At 33.2% G+C, this 15,720-nt stretch carries 11 protein-coding genes and 1 pseudogene; 8 read left to right on the top strand and 4 right to left on the bottom strand.

Annotation, left to right across the window (positions count from 1 at the left end; genetic code table 11):
• Positions 1-25: 25 nt before the first annotated feature.
• Positions 26-437: pseudogene (locus tag FPB0191_RS12405) on the bottom strand (type I restriction enzyme endonuclease domain-containing protein); the annotation flags it as partial.
• Positions 438-851: 414 nt separating this feature from the next.
• Here FPB0191_RS12405 and FPB0191_RS10785 point away from each other — a divergent pair.
• Genes FPB0191_RS10785 through FPB0191_RS10765 form a run of 5 tightly spaced genes read left to right on the top strand, consistent with a single transcriptional unit; the run spans position 852 to position 8,614 of the window.
• Positions 852-2,327 carry an ATP-binding protein gene (locus FPB0191_RS10785; RefSeq protein ID WP_039106036.1) on the top strand — a complete coding sequence of 492 codons (1,476 nt, stop codon included), beginning with the start codon at positions 852-854 and terminating at the stop codon, positions 2,325-2,327.
• 6 nt (positions 2,328-2,333) lie between these two features.
• A complete protein-coding gene (locus FPB0191_RS10780) occupies positions 2,334-5,027 on the top strand; it encodes a Z1 domain-containing protein (protein ID WP_039106032.1) in 2,694 nt (897 codons plus the stop codon).
• A complete protein-coding gene (locus FPB0191_RS10775) occupies positions 5,024-5,986 on the top strand; it encodes a PD-(D/E)XK motif protein (RefSeq protein ID WP_039106031.1) in 963 nt (320 codons plus the stop codon). The genes FPB0191_RS10780 and FPB0191_RS10775 overlap by 4 nt, the downstream gene beginning before the upstream one ends.
• A gap of 1 nt (position 5,987) precedes the next feature.
• On the top strand, positions 5,988-8,030 hold the full coding sequence (locus tag FPB0191_RS10770) for an AIPR family protein (RefSeq protein ID WP_052236953.1): 2,043 nt from the start codon (positions 5,988-5,990) through the stop codon (positions 8,028-8,030).
• A 2-nt stretch (positions 8,031-8,032) separates the two neighbouring features.
• Positions 8,033-8,614 (top strand): GIY-YIG nuclease family protein, encoded by a 582-nt coding sequence (locus FPB0191_RS10765; protein WP_039106029.1) that lies wholly within the window; start codon positions 8,033-8,035, stop codon positions 8,612-8,614.
• An 8-nt stretch (positions 8,615-8,622) separates the two neighbouring features.
• Here the strand turns inward: FPB0191_RS10765 and FPB0191_RS10760 are convergent, their stop codons facing one another.
• From FPB0191_RS10760 to FPB0191_RS10750, 3 genes are all read right to left on the bottom strand, one after another.
• The gene (locus FPB0191_RS10760; RefSeq protein ID WP_039106026.1) at positions 8,623-10,161 is read right to left on the bottom strand and encodes a DNA cytosine methyltransferase; all 1,539 of its coding nucleotides are present in this window, start codon (positions 10,159-10,161) and stop codon (positions 8,623-8,625) included.
• Positions 10,162-10,363: 202 nt separating this feature from the next.
• On the bottom strand, positions 10,364-10,615 hold the full coding sequence (locus FPB0191_RS10755) for a hypothetical protein (RefSeq protein ID WP_202965343.1): 252 nt from the start codon (positions 10,613-10,615) through the stop codon (positions 10,364-10,366).
• A 40-nt stretch (positions 10,616-10,655) separates the two neighbouring features.
• Entirely contained in the window at positions 10,656-11,528 is an 873-nt protein-coding gene (locus FPB0191_RS10750; RefSeq protein WP_039106019.1) for a phosphorothioated DNA-binding restriction endonuclease, read from the bottom strand.
• A 378-nt stretch (positions 11,529-11,906) separates the two neighbouring features.
• Between FPB0191_RS10750 and sat the strand changes: the two genes are divergently transcribed.
• The 3 genes from sat to FPB0191_RS10735 all read left to right on the top strand — a co-directional run bounded on the left by sat (position 11,907) and on the right by FPB0191_RS10735 (position 15,691).
• A complete protein-coding gene (gene sat, locus FPB0191_RS10745; protein ID WP_052236952.1) occupies positions 11,907-13,067 on the top strand; it encodes a sulfate adenylyltransferase in 1,161 nt (386 codons plus the stop codon).
• Positions 13,068-13,116: 49 nt separating this feature from the next.
• Positions 13,117-13,752, top strand: coding sequence for a phosphoadenosine phosphosulfate reductase domain-containing protein (locus FPB0191_RS10740; RefSeq protein WP_039106017.1), 636 nt, complete (start codon positions 13,117-13,119; stop codon positions 13,750-13,752).
• 139 nt (positions 13,753-13,891) lie between these two features.
• Positions 13,892-15,691 carry an assimilatory sulfite reductase (NADPH) flavoprotein subunit gene (locus FPB0191_RS10735; RefSeq protein ID WP_039106014.1) on the top strand — a complete coding sequence of 600 codons (1,800 nt, stop codon included), beginning with the start codon at positions 13,892-13,894 and terminating at the stop codon, positions 15,689-15,691.
• Positions 15,692-15,720 lie beyond the last annotated feature (29 nt).

The following is a 15,720-nucleotide window of genomic DNA, read 5'->3' as shown; positions in this document are numbered from 1 at the left end:
ATCCTATTATATCCTTATTCAAATATTATAATTCTTTTACTAATTCTTTAGAAAGTATTTTAGCCTTAGCAAGAACTGCCTTTTTTGCAAATAAAGCCATACCTGATGGATAACCATATTTTTAGTAGTCGTTTAACGGTTACACGAATTTTTGTTCGAGCAGATTCTTTACTTGCCCAATCTAACGATTCAGAACCACGAATGGCTTCAGTCAATACAACAGCTAACTCACGTAACTTTTCTTTTCTCATTAATTCTCAAGCACTATTATTTTCCGCTACAGCAGAATAAAAAGCATATTCATGAACAGTAAGATTGAGCTCTTTGGCTAAATTATCTGAGTTTTTAATTGTTTTAGCCAACTTAATTAATTCTTCAATAACTTCGGCGGCTGTAAGAATTTTATTTTGATAACCATTAATTGCAGATGTTAATATTGCTAATCATACCTAAACAAATAAAAGCGATGATACTTGCGATTTTATTTTTCATTTTTTTAATCCTTTCTTGAACACATATAGGGGAGGAATATATTTTATTTGTATTAACTATTAAACTATATCTAATGAGCAAAAATATTATCTATATTATGTAACTTTTAAATATTTTTTAATAACAATTCTATAAAAAATGCATAATTAAAAACGATAATAATATTATCATTTTTAGAACAATTAATTCCTAATCAATTTTGAGTTTAGGGTACAAAATTACTATAAGATAAATTGGTTTTCTTGTATTTTTGAAATAAATAAAGAAATATATCCTTAACAATGTATAATACTTTTCTCTACATTAAAAAAATAAATACTCATAAAAATAATATTAATAATGAGAGGAATATTTAAAGCATGGAAATTGTTTCTCTTCCTCCTATTGCAAGTTCTTTTATACAAAGTTTGAGAAGTGTGGGTTACTCTCTTGAGTCAGCTATTGCAGATTTAGTTGATAATTCTATTTCTGCACATGCTAAATCAATAAATATTTTTACACAATGGCGTAATGGTAATCCTATTTTAGCTGTTATGGATGATGGCATTGGAATGTTGCCTGAAACAGTCCAAAAAGCAATGCAATTAGGTGCTATTAGTCCTAATCAGATAAGAGATAAAAGTGATCTTGGTCGATTTGGGATGGGGTTAAAAACAGCTTCTTTTTCCCAATGTAAAAAGCTCATATTAATTAGCAGAACTAATGTAAATGATAATTGGTATGGAATATGTTGGGATTTAGATCTTGTTGAAAAAACTAATCAATGGTTGGCTCAAATTATTCCTTATGATGTTTGTGAAGCCTATTTAAATGATATTTCTTTCTCATCTGTAACAGGCACTGCTGTTATTTGGAGCTGTTTCGATAGAGCGATTGATCCGACTTCTATTAAGAATGATCGTGACTATGAACGACGTATCGTAAATCTTATTGATCATCTATCGCTTATTTTTCATCGTTTTATTAATAATGATAATGTTTCGCAAAAAGTTAGTATACTTCTTAATAATAAAGTTATAAAAGGAATGGATCCTTTTGCTATTAATCCCGAACCAGAACAGTTAGCTTCAACTTTATTGTCTGAACAAGCGCTAAACATTGGAAAGTGCACTATTCAAGTTAAGGCTTATGTTTTACCTCATCCATCTAAGATGAGCTATGCTTTTTCTAACAGAGTATCGAATAAAGGTGAGCATCATCTTGGTCAAGGCATTTATATTTATCGCGCTGGAAGATTAATTGTTGCAGGTGGATGGCAAAAACTTGCTAAAGCTTCAGAAGCAAATAAATTAGCTCGAATATCAGTAGAATTTAATAATGACGCAGACCATCTTTGGTGTTTGGATGTTAAAAAATCCCGGGTTGAATTGCCAGCGTTATTACGAGAGCAATTAAAACGTATTGTTTTTCAGTGTTCAGCTAAGTCATCTAATACATTTACATGTCGAGCTAAAATGCAAGTATTAGATACTGATCCCATTTGGCAACGTGTATTTGACAGGGATAAACAATATATTGTTTATAAAATTAATAGAACCCATTCCTTGTTAGCTGAAATGATAAACTGTATTGAGTCCTCTGAGATTAAATCTGCATTATTAACACTTATTGAACAAGCATTACCCCTTGAATTACTAAAAAATGATGTTGCGGCACTAAATATAAAATTAGTTCAGGAAACTGAAGATTCAAATCAGATGATTAAAAAATTAATTCAAGAACTTTTAATCGCCGGATTTTCAGCTGACTCTATTTCTAAAGTTCTATTAGGTGATAGTAATTTTTCTTTAACTCGAGAAGAAATAGAGCACTTAATTAAAAGTGTAGAAGGATAGTGAGATATGTACTCAAAAGAACAAATAATCAAAATGGTTCTAGGAGCTTTAGAAGAAGAAGCCTATAAGAGTGAGCAAGAGATAACAAGTAGTTGGCTTAACGAGCAATTACAAAAATGTTTAAGTATGCCTAGTATTATGCAGGGGGATCTAAAGGTAATAGAGAAACGCTTCCGCGAGAAATTTAATGTTACTATTGGTGAGGCCATTATTCTTACTGATAATGATATTGAAGAGGATTGGTTCACAGAAAGAAGAAAGGAAGAAACAGATTGGTACTATTGGAATAGATATTCTAGTTATGCAAAAAGTAAAGATTTACCGAGAAATATTTTAAAAAGAACTGATTCAGATACCGATGAAATTTTAGCTCGATTAGGTGATCCTAAGTCTAAAACGGCTTATCACGTTAAAGGAATGGTGGTTGGCGATGTTCAATCAGGAAAAACAAATAACTATACTGCATTAATTAATAAAGCAGCTGATATCGGATATAAATTAATTATTATTTTAACTGGAACTGTTGAAGATTTAAGAAGCCAAACACAGGAAAGATTGGACAAAGATTTTGTTGGCAGCATATCAATAGCAGGTCGAGCAACAAGAGACCGGGAAACTAAATATATTGGTGTAGGGCTTTTGGAAAACCCGCGATTACCTTATTGTTTAACAGACCAACAAAATGACATAGAGAAAACTCCGCGCAATAGTATCGCGGTGATTAATGATCTGATTTTAGTTGTCACAAAAAAAAATACACATAAGCTAAATTACTTATTAAAATGGTTAAAATCAGAAATAAACGCAAAAAATGGTTATATAGAACAACCTATTTTAATTATAGATGATGAAGCCGATAATGCTTCTGTCAATACAGGTAATCCAGAAGAAGATCCTAAAAAAATCAATCGATTAATTAGAGAAGTAATAAATACCGGACAAAAAGTTAGTTATGTGGCATACACTGCAACACCATTTGCTAATATTTTCATCGATCCTGACTCTGATGGAGATATCGCTGATACAGAAGACTTGTTTCCAAAAGATTTTATTGTGGCATTAAATGCTTCATCTTCTTATCATGGAGCTTCATATTTTTTTAATGAAGATCCTAGTAATCGTATTTGTAACATTATTGATGATGCAGAAAACCATCTGCCTCTAGTTCATAAAACAGGTGTGTCTATTACATCTATACCAAAGTCTTTAATAAATGCTATTGGCGTTTTTTTATTAGCTTGTGCGGTTAAGGATCTTCGAAGAAAAAAACTTTTGATTACAAATAATGATTATGATTCTATGTTAATCAATATGTCTAGATTAACTGCGGTACAGTCTGATTTAGAACCATTCATTAAAAATTGCCTTGATGAATATTGGAATGCTATAACACTATATTCTAATCACAATAATTGTGAACAGGTATCCAACACTATGGCAGATCTTTATGCTTTATGGAATGAAAATTATGCAGGCACAATAAACGAATCTTGGAAAGAGGTTTGCCAAGCATTATCAACAATGGAAGAACCTAAAGTTATTACAATTCATAGTAAATCTGGAAACACACTTAAGTATGATCAGTATGGACCTAAAAAACAAATTATTATTGGCGGTTCGAAATTAAGTCGAGGATTGACATTAGAAGGATTAGTAGTTAGTTACTTTTACAGACGTTCAGTTATGTATGATAGTTTAATGCAAATGGGACGTTGGTACGGCTATAGAGAAGGTTATAAAGATTTACTAAAATTGTGGTTAACTTCTGAATCGTTAGATTGGTATTTTCATATATTAGAAGCAACAGAAGATTTGCGAAGACAAATTGCTGAAATGAAGAAAAAGAAAATGACGCCTAGACAATTTGGATTAAGAGTTCGAGCTTCACCTGATGCATTAATGGTCACAGCTGTAAATAAAATGAAAACGTCTACTAGAATTGTTACTCGATTACGATTTGATGACAAATTGCTTGAAACGGATTGTGTCGATTCTAGACCGGAAATCATTCAAAAAAACTTAGATATTTTCTCTGACTTTATTCAACAAATAGCTGCTAAAGAGAGAAATCCAGAAGATATACCAGATAGTCAAAAACAACATTTGCACTTTTTAAATATCTCTGCAGATATAGTCATAGATTGTCTCGAAAAACTTACAAATCACCCTAGTTGTGGTTTTTGGGCTGATAATTCTCAGTTTATTCCTTTTTTAAATGTCTTAGCTGATAATGATGCTAAATTATGGGATGTCTTTGTTTTTCAACTGAAAAAGTCTAGTGAAGAAAGAAACTGGATTGATAAGAATGGGAGACAGTTTATTCGCGTAAATCGTACTGTTGTAGATATACGTAAAAATGCTAATAATAAAAATGAATTGAGATTAAATGCAAACAGTAGACTTACAGATAAAGGTATTGAAGCCTTAGGTCTTACTAAAGAAGAAATAGAAGAAATAAACGAAAAATTTAATGGAAAACCACCCGCAGATAAAATATATAGAAGAAAACGAAATAAGCCATCTATTATTTTTCATATAGTTAATGCTGTAAATAAAAATGGTTTACATAAAACGACAGTTTTAGGTTGGGTTATTTCTATTCCACCTTCTAACCATGCCGGATCAGAAGTTCGATGGGAGGTTACACGTGATTGGTTTGAACGGTATGGAACTCAATTAACGGATGAATCAGAGATATGAGTCAGAATAATATTCCTTGGTTTTCAATGAACACGCCAGTCAAAGGTATGTTAAGTACATTGCGAGTAAGAAGTGACCAAAAAATACCTTGGTATTGGGTAAAATGTAGAGATGAGCAATTTGGTATTGCTATACAAATACCTTTACAAGATGCGCAATATATCCACTTAAATCACAATTATTATAGATTAAATATTCTTAAAATAAGAGGAGAAAATGACGATTGTTATTTATGTATTGTAATAGGTTCATCAGAATTATCTAAGGTTTTTTATCATTTATGTCTTGATCTTATTAGTTCTTGTGAAGTTTCTATAACCTATATCGATACCATTAATATAGTAAAAAATAGAGTGTTAGCATGGCAGCGGCTTTTTGAAAAAGAAAATAAGCTACTTACTCCCCAAGAGTGTATGGGATTAATTGCAGAACTTCAATTTTTAAAAGAGCATTGGATAAGTAAAGTATCTCGAACAGGCGTTTATGGATGGAAAGGTCCTTTAGGTAAGAGTCAAGATTTCATAGATGAAAAATGTGAATTAAGCGTTGAAATCAAAACTCGTGCATTTGATTCTAATATTATTAACATATCTTCTCGACAGCAACTAAATAGCCCTCATTCTTTATATTTAATTGTATATCCTTGCGCTATGAATACAGAACAAAATGGAATTACACTTAATGAATTCATAAAAGAAGTTAGGCAATTAATTTCTCCCCAAGAATATGCTATTTTTGATGAAAGATTATTAAATGTTGGTTATATTCAAAATGAAAATTATGATTCATTTTATTTTAATCTTGGTAAACCGAAAAGTTATGTTATCACGGAACAGTTTCCAAAGCTTACTGATATAAACATTCCTATAGGTATAGGAAGGGTAAAATATGATATTGATCTGGATTCTGTTTCAGAGCACCTTTGCCCAATAGAGAAGCTACATATAAAAGGATGTTAAAATGAATGAACAGTTGACAGAATACTATACATCTTTAATAGAGCATATAAAAGTATCGTCAGATGTAGAATCTAGAATGATCGAATATGAATATCTTAGTTATATTCTAGAATTATTATCTGATGCTGGAGAATTTGATGATTACAATATTGTCGAAGATGGAAGGGATGGGGCAGGTCGTTGGTTAATTGATGGCTACTCTTTTGATGAAAATAATTTTTCTTTATCCATATTCGGGACAATAATTTCATCAACACCGGAACAATCTTCTTTATCTAAAAGAGAAATTGAAGCTGTATTGAAAAAACTTCAAAATTTTCTTAAAAAACTAGCTACACCAGAAGTGCTTTATAATACTTTTGAACCATCGAGTAATTGCTATTATGCAGCTCAGTTTATTCAAAATAATTGGTCTAATATTGAGAATATAAGATTTATTATTTTGTCTAATAGACTTGCCTCGGATAGGATGAAAGAAGTAAAACTAGATAATTTTGATGATAAAGTTTGTTCTGTAAATTTATGGGATTTAAAAAGAACTTTTGAACTTGAATTTTCTCGTAAAGAAAGAGAGGAAATGATTATTGATTTAAGTGACTCTCCTATTTCATGTCTCATTGCAAATCAAAAAAATGAGGAAGAAAAATCAATATTAGCAGTTTTACCTGGAGAGCAACTAGCTAAGCTATACCAACAATGGGGATCTCGTTTACTTGAGCAGAATGTTCGTAGTTTTTTACAACATAAAGGAAAAGTGAACAAAGGAATAAAAGCTACAATTCTGCATGATCCCCTACATTTCTTTGCATATAATAATGGTCTAACAACAATAGCTAGTCATGCAGTAACAAAAGAAACGCCAACAGGAACCGTAATAACGCAATTAAAAGACCTACAAATCGTAAACGGCGGTCAAACAACAGCATCATTATATAGCGCATTTATAAAAGACAAAGCTGATTTATCTAATGTTTCGGTTCAAATGAAATTAACTGTAATTTCAGATAATACGCAAAATCTAGTATCAAATATATCTCGTTATGCGAATTCTCAAAATAAAGTATCCGATGCAGATCTTTTTTCAAATCATCCTTTTCATATTCGACTTGAAGAGTTCTCTCGTAGATTATGGGTTCCAGCTAAAATTGGTCAAAAAGGTCTAACTCATTGGTTTTATGAACGAGCAAGGGGACAATATTTAGATGCTCAATTATATATAAGTGGCTCGAAGAAAAAGCAATTTCAATTGTTAAATCCTCGTTCACAATTACTTACAAAAACAGACGTTGCAAAAATAATGAATAGCTGGAATTGTTTACCTTATGAAGTTAGTAAAGGGGCACAAAAAAATTTCGCTATATTTGCAGAGCTCATTAATAAACAATGGGAAGAAGATGACTCTATTTTTGGTGAACGGTATTATCGAAAATTAGTTTGTTATGCTTCAATTTTTAGAGCTTTAGAAAAGGCAATTATGCCTGAAGAATGGTATTCTGGGTTTAGGGCAAATATAGTTACATATGCAATTGCTAGATTATCTAGTGAGATAAATAAACATAACTTTGAATTGAATATTGATTTACTCTGGCGTTCATCTTCGGTTTCTACTTCAATTATTCAATTACTCTTACTTTTATCACAAAAAATTAATGAATTATTACAAGCAAATGATCGACCAATAGGAAATCCAAGCGAATATGCGAAGAGAGTTAATTTCTGGGATAGAGTAAAAGAAATAGACTGTGATATAAACGACATTAAGAGTCTTTTAATTACAATAGAGGAAGTAAACTATTCAGCTATTAAATCTCAGAAAACACCAAAAATAGAGACTGGAATTAGTTTACAAGAAAAAGTTATGAGAGTCCCTAAAGACGTATGGCAAAAGATCGAAGATATTTTGCATCAAGAAGATAAGGCTACCGTTTCGCAAATAAGTATACTAAGAGTAGCAATGGATCATAAAAAAGCTCCTTCTGAAAAACAAGCTATAGTTCTAGAAAACCTTCTTAATCGTTACCAAGATAAAGTGGAAAAATTATAAGAATGAAACGAAATTATTATGTTTATGCATTGAAAGATCCTAGACAAAAACCGGCAAAAATTTTTTATGTTGGAAAAGGAACTGGAAGTAGGTCTATTGAGCATATAAACAAACCTGATAATACTCGTAAAGGAAAATATATCAAAGAAATATTAAACGACGGATTTAATATTATTATTACAAAATTAGTTGATCATCTTACAGAAGAAGATGCATTACGTATTGAAATGGAACTAATCTCTTGTTTAGGTTCTATTGATAATAATGGTATTTTATACAATTCAATTACACCTCGTAGTATATCCTCTAAATTAAAACCTAATAATATATCACTACCAGACGATGCAATAATGAAAGCGCAATTAGGATTGAAATTGATAAAAGAAGCTATTGTAGCTTTTATTAATGAAAACCCTCAAGGAATTACAAATTCAAATTGCGCGCACTATCTTGGATTACAATCAAATAATGAAGGTCGTCAACAAGATTATTTAACTTACAGTATATTAGGTTTGCTTATTGCCGACGGAGAAATTAAAAGTGAGAAAATGAATAATCGGCGAATATATATAAAAAATAAATAGAAATATTTTTACTCGTTAAGTAAATTAAATACAATTTCAGCAATTTGTTTTGCTAAAAATGGCGGTACAGCATTTCCTACTTGAACATATTGCTGTGTTCTATTTCCTTCGAAATAATAGTTATCTGGAAAGGTTTGTAATCGAGCGGCTTCTCGCACAGTTAAACTACGACATTGTGTAGGATCATAATGAATAAAATAGTGTCCATCTTTAGAAATATGACTAGTAATAGTTGTTGAAAACTTATTCGCAGACTGAACTCGAAAACGATCTGCATGCTTTCCGGTTGACCAATTGGCATGTTGAGGAGCTAATTCGGCGGGAAAATCCCGAGACTTTGGCGAAATGCCATCATAGAGCATAGAGTAAATTGCACAAAATGCGTATCGAAGAAGATCTGTTTCGATATGACCTCTTGTTTCATGATTTAATACCACGTTTAAATCTTTATCTTCTATCCAATTCCTTAAAAAATTTGGCATTAAAATGTCTTTTGTTCCATTGTTCATAGAACAATTTCGTTTCAATTCTTTAGATAAATTTAGATTTAATTTTGAAAAAGCCTCTGCTTTGCCCTGTTTTTCAAAATACTGGCTAAGCTGATCTAAATAATTGGATACTATTATCATCCATCTTTCATCTGTATCTTGATGTTTAGATAAACCACTCCTTAAACGAGGAAGATCACTTATCAAGTTTTTAACTGTATTATTTTCATTCTTTGTTTTGACTAATATATCTGGAATCTTTTTAATATCGTCTCTAACACCAAGCAATATGACCCGATGCCTTGCTTGAGGTATCCCATATTCTTCCGCTCGGATTAAAAAATCAGAATGGTTTTGATAGTCTGGATTTTCAGGTGATTTTGAATTTACAACTAATGAATAAATTTTATATCCCCGCATATTTGTAGTACCTGTAGCAATACTTGGCTGCTTCAAGTCATCTAAAATCTGAGGGAATATTAATTTATTATTAACTTTTGCGGACAAGATACCTCTAACATTTTCCATCACAAATACTTCTGGTTTTGCAATAGATAAAACTTCTAAATATTCTTTATATAAAAAATGTCGGTGATCTTCTTCGGCTCTATAATCTTTATTACCTGCATTACGAGAACGACCAGCTAGTGAATAAGCTTGACATGGAGGTCCGCCAATAACTATTTTAAATCCGTTATGAGACTCAACTAATTCTTTAATTCTTTTGTGAATAATTTCATTATCTTCCCCAAGTGTTTGAGGAGAATGTAATGTTTCTTCTTGGGCTAACCGAGCCTCTTTTGGATATTTTCTAAATAAATCCTCTCTGGTTATTTTTCCCATCACATATTTGTAATAATCTTGGCGTGCTTGATTATTCGTAATGAGTTTTCTGAATAACGCTCTTGTGGTAAGAGTTTTATGGGCGGCAGGATCTTTCTCAACAGATATACCTATTTTAAATGCTAATTTTCCGTCTTCTGTACTACAAGCGCTAAATCCTTCACCTAAACCACCAGGACCAGCAAATAAATCAATCACTAAAATTTTTTGATGCATTTTAAATATTTCTTGTAATACATTTCACATAGGAAATCTGATATAAGGCGGGTATGAACAGAGTAATGGAATATTAACTTTGTTCATATTCAGCCAATAAAAGTACGTAACAATAATGGGATGTTTATAGTAGCAAAGAAGTTATAAAAAAGCACTAGTTGTTTAATTTATAACTATTAAAATAAGAATTTTAATGAAATATTTAGTTTTTAGTTTTTAATAACTCCCAAGGTAAATCACGTCGATTATTTACAGGTTTTAATTTCCCTTCATTCCTTAATGATTGAGCAGCCCAGCGTACATCATATTGCCAAGTATAGAGCGTATCGCCAGCATTTTTTAGTTCAGATTCGTAATGTTCCCAAATATATTTACTTACTTCTCTTGGCCATCCTTTTCCACCTAAATTCTGTAAAGCCTCAATAATCCAATCTTTCATTATTTTTCTATTCAAAATAAACTCCTATGCAAATTATTTTTTAATGATATTGTTTTTAATCCCTAAATACCTCATTAACATGCCACTCAATAAACCTGTCATGTAAATAATCACTTTTCATGCGAGGTAATAAGATGTTTTTGCCGTCGAAATCCCAAAATAGTTTTTCAACTATGTGGTTTCCATTTACGCCGCTTGATACTTTGATTTTTAGATTACAATCAATCCCGATAGCGCCCATATCAAAAGCGGAATGATGTAATGAACATAGTGCTAAGCCATTATTAACGATGCATGGTCCGCCATGTTGTTTCCATTTTACGTGAGCTGCTTCAAGACCAATTGATACTGAGTCATGCCTTAAATCGTAACCACAGATGGCACATCGATAGTTGTATGCACGTAATACGATTTGTCTGAATTTAGGATCTCGGTATTTATTAGCCTCTATTAGGTTGAAGCCAAATCGATTAAGTAAGTTTTCTTGCACACTTTCTGTAAAATGCTGACTTAAAATTTGTTCGGCTAATTGATCAATAATGGAAGGATTTGTTTTTATCAGTCGATACGTTTGTTCATCAAAACCACCGAGTACTTGGTGTGAAGCAAGGGTTTTACTAGTGGGTTCTTTACTTGTCGAAATTGGATTAGTGCAGTTTTCAAAATTAATGAGTTGCCAAAATCCGTCATTTTTCAAACGCCAAAAAGGCATATTGGGATAATAGTGTTTACGCTGAGGACCAAATCGGGCGAGTAAATCATGTAAAGGTTTTTCAATTTCTTTTTCATAATCAAACAAGCGATCATGACCTTGCTTATATTGTGCTAATACATAAAGTAATAATAAAGGTTTATGTGGAGCACGCTGATCGCCTTTTTTCCAGATAGTGATATTAGTAATTTTTTGTTGTAATTGTTTAATATCCATTAACACAGAAGAAATAAATGTAATAAGTGAAAAAATATTATAAATATCGTATTATTTTTGTGATCTGCCTCACAAAATTATAAGTTGGTGTGAAAAAATCGATGGATATTTGATAGTCAGATCTAAAAAATTATTTTTAACTCTTGCAAACCCAAACCCAAACCCAAACCCAAACCCAAACCCAAACCCAAACCCAAACCCAAACCCAAACCCAAACCCAAACCCAAACCCAAACCCAAACCCAAACCCAAACCCAAACCCAAACTCATTTATGAATATGCGTAAAACGCATAATAGTATATAAAATTGATATTTCCTTATTTGTCGATAATTGTTTTTAATTAGGCTTAATAAAAACTAGATAGGTAAGGAAATGTTATGGCATTGATACCTCCTCACGCCAGTGATCAGTTAAAACCTCTGCTTGTTAAAGACGAAGAGCGATTGGCATTACAGCATTATGCCAATAATTTACCCGCAATTACGCTATCAAGTCGTGAGACTGGGGATTTAGTGATGTTAGGAATTGGCGGTTTTACGCCACTGTATGGTTTTATGCGGGAAGAAGATTGGCGTAGTGTTTGCGATAATATGCATTTAGCAAATGGCGTTTTTTGGCCAATTCCTATTACGGTATCGGTGTCGGATGCCCAAGCGAAGACTCTAAAATTGGGGGATGATATCGCCCTTAAAACACCTGATGGGCAGATAATTGGTATTTTAAATGTTGATAGTATGTATCGACCCGATAAGCAATTTGAAGCGATGCAGGTGTTTACAACAACGGATCAAAATCATCCTGGCGTTGCAATGCTTATGGCTCAGCCACCAGTTAATTTAGGCGGTAAAGTGCGTGTTTTGCATGATAATGGTTTTAAAACGCAATTTGGTCAATATGCATTAACGCCACACGAGACACGAGAACGTTTTAATCAATTAGGTTGGCATAACATCGCAGCCTTTCAAACGCGTAACCCTATGCATCGTTCCCATGAATATTTAGTCAAAACAGTATTAGAGCTTTTTGATGGGGTGCTTATCCATTCTCTATTTGGTAATTTGAAAGCAGGTGATGTACCGGCAAATATTCGTCTTAAAGCAATTAATACACTAATTTATAACTACTTTGTGCCTGATTCAGTTGTTCATTCTGGGTATCCTTTAGATATGCGTTACGCTGGACCCAAAGAGGCGTTGCTACATGCTCTTTTTAGACAAAATTATGGCTGTAGTCATCTTATTGTTGGTCGCGATCATGCTGGTGTCGGTAATTATTATTCACCGTTTGCCGCACAAGATATTTTTACCCAATTGCGGGATGAAGATTTACTCATTAAACCAATCAAAATTGACTGGACATTTTATTGTCATAAATGTGTGGGAATGGCATCAAGCAAAACTTGCCCACATGACAGTAGTGATCATGTACTTATTTCAGGTACGGAGGTAAGACGGCGTTTACAAACAAAAGAACCCATACCTGAAACATTTAGCCGACCAGAAGTTGTTGCTGAATTATACCAATGGGCAAAGCAGTAATATGCAAAATAAATAATTACTCATCAATAAGTTGATAAAGAGGTAAGCCATGTTAGATTTAACCAAAGTTAACCAGAATTTACAAAATCAGTCACCGTTAACCATTATTGAGTGGGCTTTAAAAACGCAACAAGATATTCCAGTTAAAAGTATCATTAGTACCCATTTTGGACCTTATGAAGCAGTACTTCTTCATCTTGTTACCCAAGTTGATCCCCATATTCAGGTTGTTTGGGTTGATAATGGTTATGCCACAAATGCAACCTATCGTGTCGCCAATAAAATTACTGAACAACTTAATCTCAATCTACATATTTTTGTACCGCAACGAACGACGGCTTATTTGAATGTGCGATACGGTGGTTTACCTGAATTAGATACGCCAGAGCATACCGAGTTTACCCAAATTGTTAAAATTGAGCCGTTTAATCGTGCTTTAGCCACACTCAAACCAACGCTGTGGTTTACTGCGCTACGTCGTGAACAATCTGCCTTAAGGCAGGAGTTAAATATCGTGACAAAAGCGGGAGATAATTTATTTAAGATTGCCCCTTTACTCGACTGGACAAGTCAAGATATGCAGAACTATATCGAAAAATTTAATTTACCTAATGAGATGGATTATGTTGATCCGACTAAAGGACCGCAAGGTAGAGAGTGTGGCTTACATAAAATAACCTTTTGATTTTAGAAATAAATACACATTTGGCTTTGCCGATAGTCGTTAAGTAAAACAATATTGTTAGGATTTAACAGAACATTTTAAGGTTGCTAGACATTGGCAATTTACCGATAGCTCAAAAGCTATCAGATAAGGGAATCACATGAGCATACAACATTTTCCTTTTAATTGTGATGAATTAAAAAAAATTATAGAAAAGTCTAGTGATAAACAGCTTGCTTGGTTGTCTGGATATTTATGGGGGCTTGCAGAAAAAGGTTCAAATGAACAAGCATTACCGGATGTCACAACTGTCCCCAGCGAAACGCAAGTCGCGCAACCGAAAAAGGTTACGATTATATCAGCATCACAAACGGGTAATGCTCGTCGAGTGGCAAATGAGTTAACTCAAGATATTGAGCGTTTAGGTGTTGAAGTAACTCATCTGCCGGCTGGTCAATATAAAGCCAAAAAACTAAGTCAGGAAGAAATTCTAATCTTGATTACTTCAACACAAGGTGAGGGCGAACCACCAGAAGAAGCACTACCACTTTATAAATACCTTTTTGCTGCCAAAGCGCCTAAATTGGCAAATTTACAATTTGCGGTAATGGGGTTAGGTGATTCTTCTTATCCAAAATTCTGTCAAGCTGCTAAAGATTTTGATCAACGATTAGAACAATTAGATGCTCAGCGTCTGTTATTACGCGTTGATGCTGATACGGATTTTCAAACTGTAAGTACCAATTGGCGACAAGCTGTAATTGATAAACTTAGCAGTCTACAACAATCAGTTTCAATATCACCAACAGAAAATAACACTTCAAGCAGTGTCGTTGTTAACAGTAGCCTTTATCACCGCGATAATCCCTTTATTGCCCCCGTTAATGTGAATCAAAAAATTACTTCTCGCGATTCGGATCGTGATATCCGTCATATTGAACTTGACCTTACCGGTTCTGATATCAATTATCAACCGGGCGATGCGTTAGGGGTCTGGTATCAAAATAGCGATGAGCTTGTGGATGAAATGCTTAATATTACCCAGCTTACCGGTGATGAGCTGGTCGAACACAATGGTCAACAAATTACTTTAAAAACAGCGCTGATTGAGCATGTTGAATTGACACAAAATACACCTGTTATTATTGAGAAATACGCGCAAGCAATTCAATATCCTGAACTGCTTACTTTAATCAAAGACCGAGAGGCTTTGATTGAAATGAGTCAAACATTGCCACTGGTTGATATGTTTAATCGTTATCGAGGCAATCTTACCGCACAAACATTAGTTGCATTGCTTCGACCGCTTGCACCTCGTTTTTACTCCATTGCATCTGCGCAAGATGAAGTTGGCGATGAAGTTCATCTTACCGTCAATGTGGTACGTTATCAGATCGAAGGTAAAACCCGTACCGGTGGAGCTTCAAACTTTTTAGCTAATCAAATTGCCGACCAAGATCAGGTCAAAATCTTTGTTGAACATAATGATAACTTTAGATTACCTAATGATACCAATACGCCAATCATCATGATTGCTGCCGGCACGGGCATTGCACCATTTAGAGCTTTTTTACAACAACGTAGTGCCCAATGTGCTACGGGTAAAAATTGGTTATTTTTTGGCAATCCACATTTTATTTCTGATTTTCTGTATCAAGTGGAGTGGCAAAATTATGTTAAAGAAGGTCTGTTAACGAATATCGATCTTGCTTGGTCACGAGATCAAGTCGAAAAAATATATGTACAAGATAAATTAATTGCTCAAGGCAGTGAGATTTGGCAATGGTTGCAACAAGGTGCCTATATTTATGTTTGTGGAGATGCAAAACGCATGGCAAAAGCGGTTGATTTAGCACTACAACAAATTTTGCGGACCCAAGCACAATACAATCAAGAGCAAGCCATCAACTATTTAGATGAGTTAAGGAGCGAAAAACGCTATCAACGAGATGTTTATTAAACCATAAAGATATAACAATTAATTTTAAT

Origin of the sequence: Frischella perrara, assembly GCF_000807275.1 — a bacterium.
GTDB lineage: Bacteria > Pseudomonadota > Gammaproteobacteria > Enterobacterales > Orbaceae > Frischella > Frischella perrara.
Note: the sequence above shows the minus strand (reverse complement) of the source record. Positions and strands in the feature narration are given on the sequence as shown.

Coding starts and splice junctions, on each gene's coding strand:
- FPB0191_RS10750 (WP_039106019.1), bottom strand. CDS start 11,528: ATGGATATTAAACAATTACAACAAAAAATTACTAATATCACTATCTGG.
- FPB0191_RS10740 (WP_039106017.1), top strand. CDS start 13,117: ATGTTAGATTTAACCAAAGTTAACCAGAATTTACAAAATCAGTCACCG.
- sat (WP_052236952.1), top strand. CDS start 11,907: ATGGCATTGATACCTCCTCACGCCAGTGATCAGTTAAAACCTCTGCTT.
- FPB0191_RS10770 (WP_052236953.1), top strand. CDS start 5,988: ATGAATGAACAGTTGACAGAATACTATACATCTTTAATAGAGCATATA.
- FPB0191_RS10785 (WP_039106036.1), top strand. CDS start 852: ATGGAAATTGTTTCTCTTCCTCCTATTGCAAGTTCTTTTATACAAAGT.
- FPB0191_RS10775 (WP_039106031.1), top strand. CDS start 5,024: ATGAGTCAGAATAATATTCCTTGGTTTTCAATGAACACGCCAGTCAAA.
- FPB0191_RS10780 (WP_039106032.1), top strand. CDS start 2,334: ATGTACTCAAAAGAACAAATAATCAAAATGGTTCTAGGAGCTTTAGAA.
- FPB0191_RS10765 (WP_039106029.1), top strand. CDS start 8,033: ATGAAACGAAATTATTATGTTTATGCATTGAAAGATCCTAGACAAAAA.
- FPB0191_RS10760 (WP_039106026.1), bottom strand. CDS start 10,161: ATGCATCAAAAAATTTTAGTGATTGATTTATTTGCTGGTCCTGGTGGT.
- FPB0191_RS10735 (WP_039106014.1), top strand. CDS start 13,892: ATGAGCATACAACATTTTCCTTTTAATTGTGATGAATTAAAAAAAATT.